Origin of the sequence: Cellulosimicrobium sp. AB352 (assembly GCF_049538415.1) — a bacterium.
GTDB classification, from domain to species: Bacteria; Actinomycetota; Actinomycetes; order Actinomycetales; family Cellulomonadaceae; genus Cellulosimicrobium; species Cellulosimicrobium funkei.
This window is the reverse complement of record NZ_JBMVFX010000021.1, coordinates 51636-70492: the sequence shown is the minus strand read 5'-3', so window position 1 is coordinate 70492 and position 18857 is coordinate 51636. Positions and strand designations below refer to the sequence as shown.

Annotated in this window: 14 protein-coding genes; 10 read left to right on the top strand and 4 right to left on the bottom strand. The window is 75.1% G+C overall.

The genetic code is table 11. The features are described from left to right. Positions 1-57 precede the first annotated feature (57 nt). The 9 genes from ACPCUX_RS14975 (at position 58) to ACPCUX_RS14935 (ending at position 9958) form a co-directional block, all read left to right on the top strand. Positions 58-2130, top strand: a complete 2073-nt coding sequence (locus tag ACPCUX_RS14975; RefSeq protein WP_423389070.1) for a hypothetical protein — start codon at positions 58-60, stop codon at positions 2128-2130. Between the two features lie 98 nt (positions 2131-2228). Continuing rightward, positions 2229-2483, top strand: coding sequence for a hypothetical protein (locus ACPCUX_RS14970; RefSeq protein WP_423389069.1), 255 nt, complete (start codon positions 2229-2231; stop codon positions 2481-2483). Between the two features lie 87 nt (positions 2484-2570). Beyond that, positions 2571-3524 carry a cold-shock protein gene (locus ACPCUX_RS14965; RefSeq protein WP_074803251.1) on the top strand — a complete coding sequence of 318 codons (954 nt, stop codon included), beginning with the start codon at positions 2571-2573 and terminating at the stop codon, positions 3522-3524. A gap of 178 nt (positions 3525-3702) precedes the next feature. Next, a complete protein-coding gene (locus ACPCUX_RS14960) occupies positions 3703-5097 on the top strand; it encodes an alanine--tRNA ligase-related protein (protein ID WP_423389068.1) in 1395 nt (464 codons plus the stop codon). Between the two features lie 157 nt (positions 5098-5254). Next, on the top strand, positions 5255-7138 hold the full coding sequence (dnaK, locus tag ACPCUX_RS14955; RefSeq protein WP_021479837.1) for a molecular chaperone DnaK: 1884 nt from the start codon (positions 5255-5257) through the stop codon (positions 7136-7138). Further along, positions 7135-7797 (top strand): nucleotide exchange factor GrpE, encoded by a 663-nt coding sequence (gene grpE / locus ACPCUX_RS14950; RefSeq protein ID WP_051028412.1) that lies wholly within the window; start codon positions 7135-7137, stop codon positions 7795-7797. The genes dnaK and grpE overlap by 4 nt, the downstream gene beginning before the upstream one ends. A gap of 153 nt (positions 7798-7950) precedes the next feature. Continuing rightward, positions 7951-8946: a DnaJ C-terminal domain-containing protein gene (locus ACPCUX_RS14945; RefSeq protein ID WP_043657778.1), complete on the top strand. Its 996-nt coding sequence runs from the start codon at positions 7951-7953 to the stop codon at positions 8944-8946. A 143-nt stretch (positions 8947-9089) separates the two neighbouring features. Next, positions 9090-9491 (top strand): heat shock protein transcriptional repressor HspR, encoded by a 402-nt coding sequence (locus ACPCUX_RS14940; protein ID WP_051028413.1) that lies wholly within the window; start codon positions 9090-9092, stop codon positions 9489-9491. Between the two features lie 158 nt (positions 9492-9649). Then, a complete protein-coding gene (locus ACPCUX_RS14935; RefSeq protein WP_021482763.1) occupies positions 9650-9958 on the top strand; it encodes a DUF1540 domain-containing protein in 309 nt (102 codons plus the stop codon). 107 nt (positions 9959-10065) lie between these two features. Here the strand turns inward: ACPCUX_RS14935 and ACPCUX_RS14930 are convergent, their stop codons facing one another. Then, positions 10066-10863 carry a hypothetical protein gene (locus ACPCUX_RS14930; protein WP_244985581.1) on the bottom strand — a complete coding sequence of 266 codons (798 nt, stop codon included), beginning with the start codon at positions 10861-10863 and terminating at the stop codon, positions 10066-10068. Positions 10864-11056: 193 nt separating this feature from the next. Between ACPCUX_RS14930 and ACPCUX_RS14925 the strand changes: the two genes are divergently transcribed. Beyond that, positions 11057-16105, top strand: a complete 5049-nt coding sequence (locus ACPCUX_RS14925) for a sigma-70 family RNA polymerase sigma factor (protein WP_423389067.1) — start codon at positions 11057-11059, stop codon at positions 16103-16105. Between the two features lie 31 nt (positions 16106-16136). On the opposite strand, the gene ACPCUX_RS14920 is transcribed toward ACPCUX_RS14925, so the two are convergent. The 3 genes from ACPCUX_RS14920 to upp form a co-directional block, all read right to left on the bottom strand. Continuing rightward, complete coding sequence (locus tag ACPCUX_RS14920) at positions 16137-16859, bottom strand: NAD(P)-binding oxidoreductase (protein WP_034651883.1); 723 nt, start codon at positions 16857-16859, stop codon at positions 16137-16139. A 139-nt stretch (positions 16860-16998) separates the two neighbouring features. Next, a complete protein-coding gene (locus ACPCUX_RS14915) occupies positions 16999-17682 on the bottom strand; it encodes a winged helix-turn-helix domain-containing protein (RefSeq protein WP_168945332.1) in 684 nt (227 codons plus the stop codon). A 315-nt stretch (positions 17683-17997) separates the two neighbouring features. Continuing rightward, positions 17998-18633 carry a uracil phosphoribosyltransferase gene (gene upp / locus ACPCUX_RS14910; protein WP_021482058.1) on the bottom strand — a complete coding sequence of 212 codons (636 nt, stop codon included), beginning with the start codon at positions 18631-18633 and terminating at the stop codon, positions 17998-18000. Positions 18634-18857: the final 224 nt, after the last annotated feature.

Sequence of the window (18857 nt, the reverse complement as noted above, 5' to 3'; positions counted from 1 at the left end):
GTCCCGACGAGCGGGGGGCGACGGGCTGTGCGCTTCGGCGAGGACGGCGGTGCAGGGGTGGTCTCAGGAGGGTCCGGCGACGGGCGGCGCGCGGGGCGGACGGCGTCGCGCGCAGTGCTCGCGGGGGTGCTCGCGGGCGCGGTCGTGGTGGGGGCGCCGGGGGTCGCGAGCGCGGACCCGGGTGACGGGCTGTCGGAGACGTCGCACACCCGCTACGAGGTGGACGGCACCGGCCCGGTCCGGGTCCGGGTGACGACGACGCTGCGCAACGAGCAGCCCGACAGCGGCCAGTACTTCTACTACTGGGACGCCTACGGCATCCCCGTTCCGGCGGGCGCGACGGACGTCACCGCGACGAGCGGCGGCGCCACCCTCCCCGTCACGCTGGAGCCGACGGAGGACCCGGCCACGAGCGCCGCGCGGGTCTCGTTCTCGCCCCTCAACTACGGGCGCGAGCGGACCGTGGAGTGGGCCTACACGATCCCGGGCGAGCCGATCCGCTCGGAGGGGTACACGCGCGTCGGGCCCGGGTACGCGACGTTCGCCGTCAGCGCCGCCGGGGATCCGGGCCAGGTGACCGTCGAGATCGTCACCCCGACGTCGATGGACTTCGACAGCACGTGGGACGGGTTCACCCCGGTCCTCGAGGGCACGACCCGGACGCACCGCGCGACGGAGAGCACCGACGACCTCGGCACGTGGTCGTTCGTCTCCCTCCGGGACCCGGCGCAGGTCGACACCACGACGGTCGACGCCGCGGGGACGGAGCTCGTGCTCGAGAGCTTCCCGGGCGACGCCGAGTGGAGCGCCTTCGTCGCGGAGCAGGTCGCCGCCGGGCTGCCCGCGCTCGAGCGCGTCGTCGGGATGCCGTGGCCGGGGAACCTCGAGCGCATCCGCGAGGACGTGTCGCCCGAGGTGCTGGGGTACGCGTGGTTCGACCGCGGCTCCGGCGAGATCGTCATCCCCGAGGACCTCGACGCCGGGCTGCTCTTCCACGAGCTCTCGCACGCGTGGCTCGCCGGGGACCGGTTCGCGGACCGGTGGGTGTCCGAGGGCCTGGCCGAGGTCGTGGGGGAGCGCGTCGCGGCGCAGACGGGCGGCCCGACCGAGACGTTCCCGGCCCCCGCGCGCGACGCGGCCGAGGCGCTCCCGCTCGTCGCCTGGGCGGACGTCGACGTGCAGGACGGCGCCGACGCCACCGAGGAGTACGCGTACGCCGCCGCGTGGACGGCCGTCTCCGCGCTCGTCGGCGGGCTCGACGACGAGACGCTCGGGACGCTCGTCGCCGCCGCGTACGCGGGGGAGAGCGCCTACGACGCCCCCGGCGAGCCGGGCCGTCCGGGCCTGACCGACGGGCGTCGCTTCCTCGACCTCGTCGAGGTGCGCGGCGAGGTCGCCGACGCCCAGGCGGCCTACCGCACGTGGGTCGCCGACGCCGACGAGACCGCCCTGCTCGACGCGCGGGGCCCGGCCAGGGAGGCCTACGTCGCCCTCGACGCGGCCGACGGCGCGTGGCTCCCGCCCGCGGGGCTGCGCACCGCGATGACGGACTGGGCGTTCGCGGACGCCGACGCGGCCCGGGAGGCGATCGGGCCCGACGCCGCCGCGGCCGCCGGCCAGGTCCAGCAGGCCGCCGAGGACGCGGGCCTGCCCGACCCGGCCGCCGTGCGCACGCAGTACGAGAGCGCCCGCACCGCCGAGGAGTACGCGGCGCTCGCGACCGTGCTGCCGCGCACGGTCGAGGTCGTCGGGACGGTCGGCGACGCCGTCGCCGCGAGCGCCGGCGGCGGGCCGTTCGCCGACCTCGGCCGCCTCCTGCTGGACGTCGGCGGCTCGACCGCCGACGCCCGCGCCGCGCTCGACGCCGGGCGCCTCGACGAGGCCGCCGCCGCGGCCGACGACGCGTCGTCGCGCGCCGCCGTCGCGCCGTGGGTCGGGATCGGCGCGGTGCTGCTCGTCGTGGCGGCGCTCGCCGGTGCGGTCGTGCTCGTGGTGCGCCGCCGTCGTGCGGCGGCCGCCGTGCCTGCCGCGCCGGACGCGGACCCGGCGGTCGAGCAGGACCCGGTGGTCGACGGGACGGACGACCCGGCGGACGAGGGGAAGCCCGCCGTCCCCGCCGCGGCGCCGTAGCCCGCGGCCCGGGTGGTGAGCCCGGCGGGGCGACGTACGGTCGAGGGAGTGCGCCCGGTCGACCAGGCGGCCGGGCCGGAGACCAGGAGGGCCCGCTCATGACCGCGTCGCAGCCGCAGGACCGCCGGGGCACCGGCGACGAGCAGGACTGGCGGGACGAGCAGGAACCGGCCCGCGGCGAGCCGGACATCGGCACCGCGGGCGCGTTCCCCGCGCTCGCCAACGACTCGCTGCCGAAGGACCCCGAGGTCCCCACCGACGTCGACCCGGGCGACGAGCGGAGCTGGAGCGGCGGCGACGTCGACGACCCGGGCGCGGAGCCGGGCGCCGGCGCGTCGGGCACCGGCCGCTGAGGCCAGCCGAGCGGTCCCGCGGCGCCGGGGCGCGGCGGCGTCGGGGACACTAGGAGCAGCACTGTCTGTCGATGCAAGGAGTCCTAGGTGCCCCAGGGAACAGTCCGATGGTTCGACGCCGACCGAGGGTTCGGCTTCATCGACCTCGGGAACGAGGCCGAGGACCTGTTCGTGCACGCGTCCGAGATCGTCGGTGACGACGGCCCGAAGCAGCTCCGCGAGGGGCAGGTCGTCGAGTTCGAGATGGGCACCGGCGACCGCGGCCCGCAGGCACGGCGCGTCCGCGTGACGGGCGACCGCGCCGCCGACGCGCCCCTGGGCGTGCTCGGCACCGTCGTCTGGTACGAGCCGGCCAAGGGCTACGGCTTCGTCACGCCCGACGGGCGCAGCGACGAGATCTTCCTGCACAGCTCGGCGATCGTCGGGGGCGGCGTCGTCACGGAGGGGCAGCGCGTGGCGTTCCTCGTCGTCGAGGGCGAGAAGGGCCCGCAGGCGGACCACCTGCTGCCGCTCGGCGCGCAGGCCGCGCAGCCCGCGGCGGACGGCGCCGACGGCACCGTGTCCTGGTACGACGACGTCAAGGGCTTCGGCTTCGTCGCTCCCGACGGCGGCGGCGACGACGTGTTCGTGCACGTCAGCGCCCTGGGCCGCGGGCTCACCGAGCTCGCCGAGGGTGCGCGCGTGACCTACGACGTCGTCGAGGGCGACAAGGGGCCGAACGCTCGGAACGTGCAGCTCGTGGGCGGCTCCGGGCGCCCGGGTCCGGACCGCGGCCGACCGGGCTCGGACCGCGGCCGTCCGGGCTCGGACCGTGGTCGTCCGGCGTCCGGCGGGCGCGTGCGCGGCGGCGAGGGCACGGTCGCGCGCTACGACGCGGACCGCGGCTTCGGCTTCATCACGCCCGACGCCGGCGGCGAGGACCTGTTCGTGCACGTGTCCGTCGTGCGCGGCGGGGAGGAGCTCGAGGAGGGCGACCGGGTCCGGTTCAAGATCCGGCAGAGCGACCGCGGGCCGCAGGCCGACGGCGTCGAACTCATCTGAGCGAGGGGCGGCGCGGCTCCCGCCGAGCCACCCCGCCCCGGTGTGCCCCACCTGCCGCCCCGCGCCACCCTGCCCGCCCCGCCCCGGTGCCCCCCACCGCGGCGGGGCGCGGTCCTCCTCGCCGGGGGCTGCGGGGATTGCCCTGGAAGTCGGTGGTCCCCGTCCCTAGGGTCGACGGATGGACGCTCAGGAGATCCGCTCGGCCTACCTCGACTTCTTCGCCTCCCGGGGGCACGCCGTGATCGAGCGAGCGCCCCTGGTCCTGCGCGACGACCCGACGACCCTGTTCACGGGCGCGGGCATGCAGCCGCTGATGCCCTACCTGCTGGGCGTGCGTTCGCACGCCGCCGGGCGGCTCCTGGTCGACTCGCAGCCGTGCCTGCGGTCGCAGGACATCGACGAGGTCGGCGACCGACGGCACACGACCTTCTTCGAGATGCTGGGCAACTGGAGCCTCGGGTCGGCCGACGTCGAGCGGCAGGTCCGGTGGTTCGCCGACTTCCTCGCGCTCGTCGGCGTCGACCTCTCGCGCCTCTACGTCACGTGCTTCCGCGGGTCGGTCGAGCACGGGATCCCCCGGGACGAGACGGCGGCCCAGGCCTGGGTCACGGTGTTCGCCGAGCACGGCATCGAGGCGTCGGTCGTGGACGTGGGGTCGCGTGCGGACGGGGACCGCGACGGCATGCGCGGCGGCCGGGTCTTCCTCTACGACGCCGAGGAGAACTGGTGGAGCCGGGGAGGTGGCCTGGAGGGCACGCCCGTGGGCGACCCCTGCGGGCCGGACTCGGAGGTCTTCTACGACCTCGGCCCGGAGCTCCACGACCCGTCTTCCGGGGAGCCCCATCCGGCGAGCGAGGGAGGACGGTTCGTCGAGATCGGCAACCAGGTGTTCATGCGCTACCGCCGCACGAGCGAGGGCTTCGTCCTCCTCGACGAGCCGAGCATCGACTTCGGGGGCGGGCTGGAGCGCATCGCCGCCGCCGCGACGGCGACCCCCGACGTGTTCGACGTGAGCCTGCTGCGCCCCCTGGTCGACCGGCTCGAGGACCTGAGCGGTCGCACCTACGAGGACGACCCGCGCCCGTTCCGTGTGATCGCGGACCACGTGCGCGCCGCGACGTTCCTCGCCGCCGACGGCGTGCGGCCGAGCAACAAGGCGCACGGGTACGTGCTGCGGCGGCTCGTGCGCCGGGCCGTGGTGCACGCGCTCCGGCTCGGGCTGGAGGACCGGTTCGTCGACGACCTCGTCGCCGTCGTGGCCGAGTCGTACCGCGACGCCTACCCGAACCTGGTCGAGCGGCGCGAGGAGCTGAGCGGCGTGCTGCGGGACGAGGAGTCGCGCTTCCGACGCACGGTGCACCGGGGGCTCCGAGAGCTCGAGAGGCTCCGGGGCACGACCGTCACGGGCGAACACCTCTTCGTGCTCGCCGACACCTGGGGCTTCCCCGTCGAGCTGGCGGTCGACGAGGTCCGCCGCCGCGGCATGCCTCTCGCCGCGGACTGGCAGGAGGGCTACGCGGAGCAGCGTGCGCGCCAGCAGGCGCGGTCCCGGGCGGCCGCGAGCGGGGAATAGTGCGGGTCGCGTGAAGGTTGAGCCTGATGGACTCAAGTTGAGCCGGGTGAGGTTGCGCGAGCACCGACCACGGATCTACCTTGAGTGAAGCAGACTCAACCCGGTGTGCCGAGGCGCAGCAGCGCCGTCGGGCACCCAGAACGACGGAGGCACACACATGGCACGAGCAGTCGGGATCGACCTCGGCACCACCAACTCGGTGGTCGCCGTCCTCGAGGGCGGAGAGCCCACGGTCATCGCGAACGCCGAGGGGTCGCGCACGACGCCGTCGGTGGTCGCCTTCTCCAAGACCGGCGAGGTCCTCGTCGGCGAGGTCGCCAAGCGCCAGGCGGTCACGAACGTCGACCGCACCATCAGCTCGGTGAAGCGCCACATGGGCACCGACTGGTCGGTGGAGATCGACGACAAGAAGTACACCGCGCAGGAGATCTCCGCGCGCATCCTGGGCAAGCTCAAGCGCGACGCCGAGGAGTACCTGGGCGAGCCCGTCACGGACGCGGTCGTCACCGTCCCGGCGTACTTCAACGACGCCGAGCGCCAGGCGACCAAGGACGCCGGGCAGATCGCGGGCCTCAACGTGACCCGCATCGTCAACGAGCCCACCGCGGCCGCGCTCGCCTACGGCCTGGAGAAGGGCAAGGAGGACGAGCTCATCCTCGTCTTCGACCTGGGCGGCGGCACGTTCGACGTCTCGCTCCTCGAGGTCGGCAAGGACGAGGACGACTTCTCCACGATCCAGGTCCGCGCGACCTCGGGCGACAACCGCCTCGGTGGCGACGACTGGGACAACCGCATCGTCGAGCACCTCATCAAGCAGGTGAAGAACAGCTCGGGCGTCGACCTGTCGAAGGACAAGATCGCGCTCCAGCGTCTGCGCGAGGCCGCCGAGCAGGCGAAGAAGGAGCTCTCGTCCGCGACGAGCACCACCATCTCGATGCAGTACCTCTCGATGAGCGAGAACGGCCCCATCCACCTGGACGAGAAGCTCACGCGCGCCCAGTTCCAGCAGATGACGCAGGACCTCCTCGACCGGACGAAGGCCCCGTTCCACAAGGTCATCTCCGACGCGGGCGTCTCCGTCTCCGACATCGACCACGTCGTGCTCGTGGGTGGCTCCACCCGCATGCCGGCCGTGACCGACGTCGTCAAGGAGCTCACGGGCGGCAAGGAGCCGAACAAGGGCGTCAACCCGGACGAGGTCGTCGCCGTCGGCGCGGCCCTGCAGGCCGGCGTCATCTCCGGTGACCGCAAGGACGTCCTGCTCATCGACGTGACCCCGCTGTCCCTCGGCATCGAGACCAAGGGCGGTGTGATGACCAAGCTCATCGAGCGCAACACGGCCATCCCGACCAAGCGCAGCGAGATCTTCTCGACGGCCGAGGACAACCAGCCGTCGGTGCTCATCCAGGTGTTCCAGGGCGAGCGCGAGTTCGCGCGCGACAACAAGCCGCTCGGCACCTTCGAGCTGACCGGCATCGCGCCGGCCCCGCGCGGCGTGCCGCAGATCGAGGTCACCTTCGACATCGACGCGAACGGCATCGTCCACGTCGGCGCGAAGGACCGCGGCACCGGCAAGGAGCAGAAGATGACCATCACGGGCGGCTCGGCGCTGCCCAAGGAGGACATCGACCGCATGGTCAAGGAGGCCGAGGAGCACGCGGCCGAGGACAAGAAGCGTCGCGAGGACGCGGAGACCCGCAACCAGGCCGAGGCGTTCGTCTACTCGACCGAGAAGCTCGTCTCCGAGAACAAGGAGAAGCTCCCCGCCGACGTCGTCACCGAGGTCGAGGCCGACATCGCGTCGGTCAAGTCCGCGCTCGAGGGCGAGGACGCCGACGCCGTGAAGACCGCGCACGAGAAGCTCGTCGCGTCCTCGCAGAAGATCGGCCAGGCGCTCTACGCCTCGGCCGAGCAGGAGCAGGCCGCCGGCAACCCCGGCGCCGCGCAGGACGACGCCACCGCCGCGGCGGGCGCGACGTCCGCCCCGGACGAGGACGTCGTCGACGCCGAGATCGTGGACGAGGAGGACGAGCGCAAGTGACGGCCGACGGACCGACCGACCCGCAGGGCCCCGAGGAGCAGGCCGGGCGCGAGCCCGGCCAGGGCTCCGACGACAAGCCCTTCCAGTTCACGGACAAGCGCAAGGTCGACCCGGAGAGCGGTCGGCCCCGCCCCGAGGGCGAGGCCGGCGGCTCCGCGGGCGACGACGCGGAGACGGACCCGCTCGCGGGCCTCGACTTCGAGCCGTCCGACGAGGCCGGGGTCGACGCCGCGGTCCTCGCGGCGAAGGCCGAGGCCGCGGAGCACCTCGACGCGCTCCAGCGCGAGCGGGCCAGCTTCACGAACTACCGCAACCGGTCGCTGCGCGACCAGGAGGCCGCGCGCACGAAGGGGATCGAGGACGTGCTCACCGCGCTCCTGCCGGTCCTCGACGACATCGACCGCGCGCGGCAGCACGGCGAGCTGACGGGGCCGTTCGCGGCCATCGCCGACAAGCTCGACGCGTCGCTCGAGAAGTTCGGGATCGAGCGCTACGGCGCGGTCGGGGACGAGTTCGACCCCACCGTCCACGAGGCGCTCATGCACCAGCCCGACCCCGAGGCCACCGCCACCACGGTGAACCTCGTCATCGAGCCGGGCTACCGGATCGGGGAGCGGGTCGTGCGCGCCGCGCGCGTCTCGGTCGTCGGCCCGCAGTAGCCACCCCTTCCTCGTGCCCGACGGCGCGGGCGCACCTCCCGCGCGGAGGTGCGCTCCGCCGTCGGGCACGCGAGGATCACCAGCAGCAGACCCACCGGCAGCAGCCACGGAACGAAGGACCAGGACCACGACCACCGACAGGAGGGAGGCGCCGTGACCGGACAGGACTGGATGGAGAAGGACTTCTACGCCGCGCTCGGCGTCCCCAAGGACGCCGACGACGCCGCGATCAAGAAGGCCTACCGCAAGCTCGCCCGCAAGTACCACCCTGACCAGAACCAGGGTGACGCGAGCGCCGAGGCCAAGTTCAAGGAGATCGGCGAGGCGTACGCCGTGCTGTCGGACCCCAAGGAGCGCGAGCAGTACGACGCGATCCGGGCGATGGCGGGCGGCGGCGCGCGCTTCTCCGCGGGCCCCGGCGGTGCCGGGGGAGCGGGCTTCGAGGACGTCTTCGGCGGCATGTTCGGCGGCGGCGGGGGCCCGGGCGGCACCCGGGTGCGCTACTCGACCGGCGGCCAGGGCGCGGGCGGGTTCGAGGACATCCTCGGCTCGATGTTCGGCGGCGGCGCGGCGGGCCAGCAGTTCGGCGGCCCCCGCCCCCGTGCGGGCGCCGACCTCGCGGCCGCCACGACCCTGCCGTTCCGGCAGGCGGTCGAGGGGTCGACCGTGACGTTCACCGTCGACGGCCGCACGGTCACCACGCGCATCCCGCCGGGCGTCCGCGACGGCCAGAAGATCCGGCTGCGCGGCAAGGGCCGCCCCGGCACGGCGGGCGGGCCCGACGGCGACCTCGTCGTCACCGTGCACGTCACCCCGCACCCGGTGTTCTCGCTCGACGGGAACAACCTGCGGATCACGGTCCCGGTGACGTTCCCCGAGGCCGCGCTCGGCGCCACCATCGCCGTCCCGACGCTCGACGGCTCGACCGTCAAGGTCAAGGTGCCGGCCGGCACGCCCTCGGGGCGCACGCTGCGCGTCCGCGGCCGCGGCGTGAAGACCGCGAAGTCGACCGGCGACCTGCTCGTCACGGTCCAGGTCGCCGTGCCGCAGAAGCTCTCGAAGGCCGCGCGCGAGGCCGTCGAGACGTTCGCCGCCGAGACCGCCGGCCAGGACGTGCGCGCCGACCTGGTCCGCCAGGCCGCGGAGTGAGGGGGGCGACCATGATGCCCCAGCAGGAAACTCATCATCTCTCGATCGGTGGGGACTCGGGCGGCGTCGGACGCGCTCCCGCGAGCGACGTCGACCAGGACGCGCCCGTCCTCGTCATCTCGCAGGCGGCCGCGCTCGCGGGCATGCACCCGCAGACGCTGCGCCAGTACGACCGCCTCGGCCTCGTGGTGCCCCGCCGCACCGCGGGCCGGGGGCGGCGGTACTCGCTGCGCGACGTCGCGAAGCTGCTCGAGGTGCAGCGCCTCAGCCACGACGAGGGCATCAACCTCGCGGGCATCCAGCGGATCCTCGCCCTCGAGTCCCAGGTCGAGCGGCTCGAGCGGCGCATCGAGGCGCTCTCGGCGCGCGTCGAGCCGGGCGGCCGCGTGTTCGCCGCCGCGGCGAGCGGCGACGTCGTCGTCGTGCCGCGCGGGCGCAGCGTGCGGCGCGGGGTGGAGGAGGCCCTGCGCGAGACGCTCGTCGAGCACGGCGAGGCGCGCGCGCTCGTCATCTGGCGGCCCCGGGCCGACGGCACCGACAACTGACCTGCGACGCGGCATTTCCGCAAGAATGCCGTGCGCTAATTGCTGCGCATTCCTGCATTTCTAAGCAAGGCCTTCCTTGCTATACACCGAGGAATTCCGGGAATACCGTGGAACGCGGAGACCGACCCACGGCGGGTCCTCGGAGACAGGAGATCGCGATGAGCAGCCTCACGGAGATGCCCCAGGTCGTCGAGTGTTCCATCGACGGCTGCGGCTACAACCACGACCACGGGTGCCACGCGGGCGCCGTGACGATCGCCGGTCACACGGGCGACGCCGAGTGCGCCACGTTCATCCCGCTGGGCACGAAGGGCGGGCTGGAGAAGGTGCTCGCGCACGTCGGGGCCTGCCAGCGCACGGAGTGCGTCCACAACGCCTCGCTCGAGTGCTCCGCGCCGTCGATCCGCGTCGGGGCGGGCGCGTCCGGCGAGGATCGCGCCGACTGCCTCACCTTCACGCCGCGCTGACGCGCGGTCGCCGCCTTGCTCGCGGGCGGTCGGTCACCCACCGGCCGCAGACGCCCCCGGACGCCCCGGACCACGTGCTCGCCCGCGTGGGTCGGGGCGTCGTCGTGTCAGCGCTGGAGCGTGTCGAGGAGCTGGACGGCCGCCGTGTGGGTGCGGGGGAGGGGTTCGAGCCAGACGCGCGGCGGCCGGCGCAGGATCGCCGTCACGCCCAGCGCGAGACCGGTGCGCTCGATGTTGTGGCGGAGCACGGTGCGCACCATGGCGTCGTCGGCGTCCCGCTCGCCGAGCACGACGAAGAGCCCGTTGCCGATCGAGGCCATGGGGTGGCCCTCGCCGAACGTGTGGGTGAGCGCGCGGCCCATCGCCGCCGAGCGCGCGAACCGCTGCCACCCGGTGAGGTCGTCGAGCGCGACGTCGACGACGAGCAGCCCGTGGGTCTGGGTCGCGTCGAGGCCCGCGCGCTCGGCCGCGCCGTACGTCTCGCGGAGCCGGTGCACCAGGTACTGGGTCGTCGCGAGACCGGACTCCGGGTCCAGGACCTCGGGTGCCACGGGGCTGGCCTCGTACCCCTCGGACCAGCCGACCGCCACGCCGCGGACCAGGTCGACGACCGGCTCGCGGTCGTGGGCGCGGTACAGGCAGACGACGTCGTCGATGGCCTCGCCGATCCCGACACCGGCCTCCGCGCGGACGCGGCCGAGCCGCTCGGCGGCGGGCGTCGCGTCCCGCTCCTCGCACAACGCCTCGACGAGCGCGTCGACGGCAGGGTGGTACCAGTCGCCCGGCCGTAGCCAGACGCTGTCGGCGCTCGCGCGCCGCCACCGCTCGCGCACGGCGTCGGTCGCGGGCACGGCGTACCCCTGGAGGTGGTCCATGTAGATGAGACGTGCGGGCGAGCGGTCCATGACGCGGGAACGGCGAGAAGTTTCCAGGACCTCACGTCCCGGGTGAAAGGGGACGAAAGCCAGAAAGCACCGTCGTCGCCGTTCCGGTGGCGGGAACCCTCTGCCCGTGAGATGGACGGGCGTCTACTATGGCCACCGTAGCCTCGGTTCGGGGCGGTCTCCGGGGCGGGTGACGATGACGCAGGCACAACGGGTGGACAGCGAGGCGTTCAGCGACGCCGAGCTCATCACCGCCGTACGTGCAGGGGACACGAGCGCCTACGGGGTGCTCTACGAGCGGCACGCCAGCGCCGCGCGCACGGTCGCGCGCCAGTACGTCCGCTCGGGCGCCGACGCCGACGACGTCGTGTCCGACGCGTTCGCCCGCACGCTCTCCGTGCTGCAGAACGGCGGCGGCCCGGACGTCACGTTCCGCGCCTACCTCTTCACGGTCGTGCGCCGTCTGTCGTACGACCTCGTCAGCGGGGCCCGGCGCACGCAGCCGACCGACGACGAGCGCACGTTCGAGTCCGCGTTCGGCCCGATGGCCTCGACGGAGGACCCGACCCTCGAGGGCTTCGAGCGCTCGACGGTCACGCGCGCCTACCAGGACCTGCCGGAGCGGTGGCGTGCCGTGCTCTGGTACACCGAGGTCGAGAACCTGTCCCCGGCCGAGATCGCCCCGCTGCTGGGCCTCACCGCGAACGGCGTCTCCGCGCTCGCGTACCGCGCCCGCGAGGGGCTGCGCCAGGCGTACCTCCAGCAGCACCTCACGTCCGTGCCCGCCGAGGAGTGCCGCACGGTCAACGCGCTCCTCGGGTCGTACGTGCGCGGGGGCCTCGCCAAGCGCGAGACGGCGCGCGTCGAGTCGCACCTCGAGGGCTGCGACGACTGCCGCGGGCTCGTGCTCGAGCTGGGCGACGTGTCCCACGGCATGCGTGCCGTCATCGCCCCGCTCGTGCTCGGCGTGGGTGCGCTCGGTCTCGTCGGGACGGCGCTGCCCACCACGGGTGGCGCGGCGGTCGCCGGCGGGCTCGCGGCCGCGCTCCAGGGCGCGTCCGGCAGCGGGACGGCGAGCGGTTCGGGCGCCGGTGGGTCGGGCGGCGCGGGCGGGTCGAGCGCCGGTGGGTCGAGCGCCGGAGGATCGGGCGCCGGTGGGTCTGGCGCGGCGGGCGGTTCGGGTGCTGCCGGCGGGTCTGGCGCGGCGGGCGGATCCGGTGCGGCGACCGGTGCCGGGGCCGGTGCGGGCGTCGGCGGCGGCGCCGGTGCGGGTGCCGCCGGGACCGGGGTGATCGGCGGGGCCGGTGCGGCGGCGGGAGCCGTCGGTGCCGCGGGCAGCGTCGCCGGGGGAGCGGCCGGTGCGGGCGCGGGTGCGGGGGTCGCCGCAGTGGGTGGAGCAGCGGCCGTCGGCGGTGCGGCAGCGGGCGGCGGTGCCCTGGCCGCGGCCGGGGCCGGAGGCCTGCTCGCGCTGGTCGCGTCCGCGCCGATCGCCGCGGCGGCGGTCACCGTGGGCGTGCTCGCGGTCGCCGGGCTGGGCGTCGCGGGCGCGCTCGGGGCCTTCACTCCCGAGCCCACGCCGTCACCGACCTCGCAGTCGTCCCCGGCGCCGTCCGGCTCGTCCCCCTCTCCGTCTCCGTCGCCCTCGCCGAGCTCGGGCACGACCGCCCCGACGCCCGACCCCACGACGGACCCGACGTCCCCCACCAACATCCCGCCGGCGCCGACGGACTCCGCCACCCCCGACGCGACGACGGCTCCACCTGCGGATGGGGGCGCGCCCGGCGGGACGACCCCGGTCGGCTCGACGCCCACCGACCCGGCTCCCGGCGGCTCGACCCCCGTCGACCCGGGGACCGGCGAGCCGACGCCCGTCGACCCGCCGCCCGAGCCGGCTCCGGCCGCGCTCGACGTTGCGCTCGGGACCGGCATCGAGATGGAGGCGCGCAAGCCCGCCGACGTGCGCCTGACGGTGTCGAACTCGGGCGGGAGGGCGGCGCAGGACGTCACGGTCGAGGTCGACCTGCCGGCCGGCGTCGAGGCCGTCACGTCGTCGGTCGTCGCGCGCGGCGCGTCGGTCGCCCCCGCGCTGCGCACGGCTGCGCTCCCGTGCGGGCCTGCCGCCGCGGGCGGGACGCTCGCGTGCGCGGTGGGCGTGCTCGCGCCCGGCGAGGCGCGTGACCTCGTCGTCACGGTCACGGCCCGGGGCGGCGGCGTCTACGAGTTCCCGGCGCGCGTGAAGGCGGAGGGCCTGCGCACGGTGGAGCGCAACCTCACGCCGCCGCCCCTGAAGTACGTCGGCGCGGAGGTCCGGCTCGACGACGAGCGCGTGACGCTCGCGGCGAACCCCGGGTCCGCGACGCTCACGCTCACGGCCGCCAACACCGGCGACCGTGATGCCCAGGGCGTCCGCTTCACCGTGCCCGAGCTGCCGAAGGGGCTGTCCCTCCGACCTGTCGACGACGGCTGGACCTGCACCACCCCCGCGCGGGGCGCCGCGCTCGAGTGCGCGAGCGACACCGTGCTGCCCGCGCCTGCCCGGGGTGCGTCCGCGGGACGGTCGGTCGAGCTGGCGGTCGAGCTGCGCGCGAACGGTGCGTTCGTGCCCGAAATCCAGCAGCGCGACGACGGCGCGCTCCGCGTGCTCCCCGCCGACGTCCCCGTCGAGGTGCGTGCCGGAGCCGACGACCAGGCCGTCACGGCGAGCCGCACCCTGAGCGCGGCGGTCCCGCTCGCGTGGCTCGGGGCCGACGACGTCCGGGTCCGCGCGGAGAACGCGGGCGGCGCGGTGCGGTTCGTCGCCGACCTAACGAACGAGACCGGAGCCCCGGTCACGGTCGACCTCGCTGCGCCGGACACGCCCGCGTGGCACGGGGCCGACCTCCCCGGGCGCACGAGCGTGGGCAAGAGCGCTTCGCTCGTGGTCGACGTCAACGCGCCCGCGGTGCCCGCGAGCATGCTCGTGCTCTCGCAGGAGCGGCTGCTCGTCGGGTCGGGCGGCGAGGCGGTCGTCTCGCGGCCGCCGAGCGGCGTCGCGCTCGCGCTCGACCGCCAGATGATCGCGCCGGTCGTCCCGGAGGCGGCGGTCGCGCAGTGCGTGTTCGACCCGAAGTCGGACACGTCGTCCGCCGCCGCGATGCTGATCTTCGACAACTCGGCCTCGACCCTCCCGCTCGAGTTCACGGTCGACGGGCACCCGGGTTTCAGGCGGACGGTCGCGAAAGAGGCCCGCGCCGAGGTCGAGCTTCCCCCGGCGGGAGCCGCGCCTGCGACGTACGCGGTCCGGGCCGACGGCGATCCGCTCGGCTCCCGCACGGTCGGCGCGGTCGACTGCTTCGAGTGGTACGTCGAGGGTTCGGCGACGACGCGCTGGTCGCCGGAGACCGGGTCGTTCGTCGTCGAGGGCACGTTCCGCAACGACCACGCGGCGGCGACGCTGCGCGTGCTCCTGGACGGTGGAGACCTCGGTACGACGCGCGCGGTCGACGTCGCACCCGGCGCGGAGGCCGTGCTGACCCTCGACACCGGTTCCCGGCAGGTCGCCGCGGGCGAGGTCGCGTTCCGCGTCTCCCGGCTCGACGGCTCGGGCCGGTCGCACGTCGTGACCGCCGCGTACGACGCCGTACGGCACGCGCCCGCGGTGGACGCGCCGACCGTCGGGGCGTGCGTGCTCGACCCGGCGACCGAGCGGTCGTCCGCCCCGGTCGCGCTGCGCTACGACAACACGCGCTCGACCGTCCCCGTGGTGTTCGCCGTCGCCGGTCGCGACGACCTGACGCGCACGGTCGACGGCGGCCGGGACGCCGTCGTCGACGTGCCCGGCGGTGTCGGGGAGGCGTCGCTGACCCTCGACGTGCTCGCCGACGGCGCGGCCCTCGCGAGCCACGAGGTCCCGGGCGTCGACTGCTTCGACTGGTCCGTCGCGGACGGCTCCGCAGCGGCGACCGCCACGTGGGTCGTGCCGAAGGGCGCGGGCGCCGGCTCGACCGTCGTGCGCGGGACGTTCCACAACCCGTACCGGGCGACGACGCTGCGGGTCTCGATGACGACGCCGTACGGCGTCGCCGCGCCCGTGGAGGTCGCTCCGGGCGCGACCGCGACGCTCGCCGTCGACACCCGCCTGCGCGACGTCCCGGCGGGGACGGCCACGTTCGCGGTCGAGCGGGCTCACGCCCTCGGCCTGGCGGGGAGCACGGTGACCGCGTCGTACGCCGCGACGACCTACGCGCCGTCGTGGGCGCGCACGGCGACGGTCGAGGCGCGCTGGCAGGACGGCTCGATCCGGCTCGTCGGCACCCTGACGAACGACACGGCGGAGACGCTCGACGCCCGGATGCTCGGCGGCGCGGCCGGTGACTCCGCCCCGGTGAGCGGCATCAAGCCGGGAGAGACGGCGACCTTCACGATCGACACGGGGAAGCTCGACGTCAAGGCGGGGAAGGTGACCTTCCGCCAGTACCGCTGGGTGCTCGGGAAGGGCTTCCAGGACTCCGCCCTCGCGGCGACCTACCGCGGCGCGGCGTACGTGCCCGACTGGGCGGCGACCCTCACGGCGACGGCGCAGTGCGCGCCCGGCGGGGGCGGGGTGGTGCTCACGACCGGTCTGCGGAACGACGCCGACGAGCCGACCCGCGTCGTCGTCCGCACCCCGTTCGGCACGCGCGACCTCGGCGAGGTCGCACCGGGTGCGAGCGCGAGCGTCGACCTGCCCGCGGGCGCCCTCGCGGTGCGGTCCGGTGCGGTCACGTTCGAGCTCTCGCGCACGGTCCTCGGCACCCCGTTCGCGGAGACGGTGACGGCCCGGTTCGACGCGCTCGACTGCGCGGTCGTGGCGCCCGGCGGGAGCCTCGTCCTCGGTGACCCGTACTACGACGCGAAGCGTGGTGACTCGTTCCGCACGGTGTCCGTGCTCCTCGACAACGCGGGCTCCAACGTCCCGCTGACGTTCCGGGTCACCGGGCAGGCGAAGGGTCAGTGGGACCTCGCGGCCGGCGAGCGCCGCACGGTGGCGCTGGGCGAGGCCTCCGGGTCCGGGGCGAAGTACGTCCTGCACGCGGGATCGTGGTCCGAGCAGCTCGTGGTCGACCCCTTCAGCGCGGCGCCCGCGTGCTACGCCGCGTGGGAGGTCGACGAGTGGTACGGCTTCGGCGACAAGGTGTCCTACGGCGGCTGGAACTACACGGCGCGGATCGCGAACGTCCTCATCCGGCCCGACCGTGACTCGCTCGGGCTGATCTGGCAGCGCGAGGCCCGCTGCGACGGCTGACGCGCCCGACGCCCGTCGCCGGGCCGGTCGGTCACGGCAGGACGTCGGCCAGCGCGTCCTCGACAGGGCGGTCGCCACCCACGAGGTCGAGCACGAGACCGGCCGAGCGGGGCTCGTGGAGCACCGCCGCGAGCACGAGCGCGACGTCGTCGCGCGTCACGTCGGACCGCTCGCCCACGGCGGCGCCGGGCTTGCGTCGCTTGCCGCGCGGCTTGTCGCCGTCGCCCACGGGGGCGAGGGCCACGAGCCCGACGCCCGGGTCGTCGGTGAGACGGCCGGGCCGGACGATCGTCCACTGCAGGTCCGTACGGGCACGCAGGTCGTCCTCCGCGGCGGCCTTCGCCCGCAGGTAGGCCCAGAACACGTCGTCGACGCCGTCGGGGCGCTCGTCGGCGCGGGCCGCCTCGACGCCCCGCGACGAGACGAGGACGTAGCGCCCGACCCCGGCGCGCTCGGCGGCGTCGGCGAGGAGGGCCGCGCCCGCGCGGTCGACCGCGTCCTTGCGCGGCGCCCCGCTGCCGGGCCCGGCGCCCGCGGCGAAGACGACGGCGTCCGCGCCCTCGAGCTCGAACGACACCGCGACGGCGTCGTCCTTCTCGAGGTCGACGAGCGCGACGTGCGCGCCGAGCTCCGTGAGATCCGTGATCTGCGCGGCGGACCGCACGAAGGCGACGACGTCGTCCCCGCGCTCCACCAGCGTCCGGGCCAGGCGACGGCCCACCTGGCCGTGACCTCCCGCGATGACTGTGCGCATGGGCCGAACGTATCGCCGCACGCGCGTCCGCGCCCGGCGAGCGGGCGGCGTGCGAGGGTCGTCACAGCAGGGGGTTGCGCTGCCGGGCGCGTGGTCCCCCACGTACCCCCACGTCGACCGCGGCCCGGCAGCGCGGTCCTCAGGCGGCGTCCCCCGAGCCGCCGAGGACGACGGGGGTCTGCGGGTCGAACCGGTAGCCGAGCCCGCGGACCGTGGTGATGACGTGCTCCAGCCCGAGCTTCTCGCGCAGGCGTCGCACGTGGACGTCGATGGTGCGGCTGCCGCTCGCGACCTCGTGGTCGGCCCACACGGTCTCCAGCAGCTCGGCGCGCGTCACGACGCGGTGCGCCGTGCGCGCGAGGTACGACAGCAGCTCGAGCTCGCGGAAGGTCAGGCGCGCGGAGCGGCCCTCCACGGTGACCGTGCGCCCCGCGGGGTCGATGACGACGCGCGGCACGGGCGAGAGGGTCGCGAGCCGCTCGCGGAACGCGGCGATGTCCTGGACGGGCGACGTCGTCGCGGTCGTGGGCTCCGCGAGGGCGAGCGCCGTGTACGTCTCGGCGCTCGGCAGCCAGTCGCGCGCGAGCTCGCCCAGGGCCTCGGCGAGCTCGACGAGCTGCGCCTGCGGCTGCTCGCCCGGCGCGGCGTCGACGCCGACGTAGAGCACGAAGCCGGGGTTGCGCCGCGGGGCGGCGGGCTCGGGCGCCGCCGCGCGGGGTGCGGGGGCGGGCCGCGGGGCGGTGGGGCGCGGCGTCGTCGCCCGGGCGGCGGGGACGCGGGCCGACGGCGTGCGGCGGGCGGGGCGGGTAGCGGTGAGCGTCATGGGTGGCTCCGGGTGCGTCGGGCCGACGGCGACGCCGGGAGTCCGGCGGGTCGGCAGGGGTCGAGGGCTGAACCGAGGTGCGGGAGAGGGTTCAGGCCTGACAACAGACGCACACGACCGCGCCCGGGAGCACGCCGGACGGCGCGCTGGCGGGACGGGTCGAGGTGCTCACGGGAGCGAGCATGGCAGCGGAGCGCACGGCACGCCAAGAGGAGCCGTGGAAGTTCTCAGCATGCGGAACGCGGCGATCTCGCGTTCCGGGCGTGCCGAGCAGGGGCCGGGGCGTCCCGGCGGGTGTTCGTGCAGGTGGGAGCGTCAGACGACGCCGTACAGGCGGTCGCCCGCGTCGCCCAGCCCGGGCACGATGTATGCCTTCTCGTCGAGGCGCTCGTCGACCGCCGCGACCACGAGCTGGACGTCGACGCGCTCGCCGACCGCCTTCTCCAGCACCTGGATGCCCTCCGGCGCGGCGAGCAGGCACACGGCCGTGACGTCGCGCGCCCCGCGCGCGAAGACGTAGTCGATCGCCGCGACGAGCGTGCCGCCGGTCGCGAGCATCGGGTCGAGCAGGAAGACGTGCCGGCCCGTGAGGTCGTCGGGGAGGCGGTTCGCGTACGTGACCGCCTCGAGCGTCTCCTCGTCGCGCTGCATCCCGAGGAACCCGACCTCTGCCGTGGGCAGGAGCCGCGTCATGCCCTCGAGCATGCCGAGGCCCGCGCGCAGGATCGGCACCACGAGGGGGCGCGGCTCCGCGAGCCGGACGCCGACCGTCCTGGTCACGGGCGTCTCGATCTCGTGCGGCTCGACGCGCACGTCCCGCGTCGCCTCGTAGGCGAGGAGCGTGACCAGCTCGTCGACGAGGAGCCGGAACGTCGAGGACGTCGTCTCCTTGTTCCGCAGGACGGTCAGCTTGTGGGCCACGAGCGGGTGGTCGGCGACGTGCAGGCGCATGGTGACAACGGTATCGGACCGCGGGCCGTCCGCCGTACCGGCCGGTAACCGATCCGCGCACGGGGTGGGCGCCCGGTCGCTAGCCTGGTGCGGCCCGCTCCTACCGACCGGAGGTCCCGTGCCCGACGACGCCGCCCACCCCGGCGAGCCGGCCCACCCGGGCGGCCTCGCCCGCTCGGGCGACCCCGCGCACCGGGGCGACCTCGCGCACCCGGAGGAGGGGA

Bases quoted from the DNA above. Each gene is read 5' to 3' on its own strand.
- ACPCUX_RS14970 (WP_423389069.1), top strand. From the start codon at position 2,229: ATGACCGCGTCGCAGCCGCAGGACCGCCGGGGCACCGGCGACGAGCAG.
- ACPCUX_RS14935 (WP_021482763.1), top strand. From the start codon at position 9,650: ATGAGCAGCCTCACGGAGATGCCCCAGGTCGTCGAGTGTTCCATCGAC.
- ACPCUX_RS14920 (WP_034651883.1), bottom strand. From the start codon at position 16,859: ATGCGCACAGTCATCGCGGGAGGTCACGGCCAGGTGGGCCGTCGCCTG.
- dnaK (WP_021479837.1), top strand. From the start codon at position 5,255: ATGGCACGAGCAGTCGGGATCGACCTCGGCACCACCAACTCGGTGGTC.
- ACPCUX_RS14960 (WP_423389068.1), top strand. From the start codon at position 3,703: ATGGACGCTCAGGAGATCCGCTCGGCCTACCTCGACTTCTTCGCCTCC.
- ACPCUX_RS14915 (WP_168945332.1), bottom strand. From the start codon at position 17,682: ATGACGCTCACCGCTACCCGCCCCGCCCGCCGCACGCCGTCGGCCCGC.
- upp (WP_021482058.1), bottom strand. From the start codon at position 18,633: ATGCGCCTGCACGTCGCCGACCACCCGCTCGTGGCCCACAAGCTGACC.
- ACPCUX_RS14940 (WP_051028413.1), top strand. From the start codon at position 9,090: ATGCACCCGCAGACGCTGCGCCAGTACGACCGCCTCGGCCTCGTGGTG.
- ACPCUX_RS14930 (WP_244985581.1), bottom strand. From the start codon at position 10,863: ATGGACCGCTCGCCCGCACGTCTCATCTACATGGACCACCTCCAGGGG.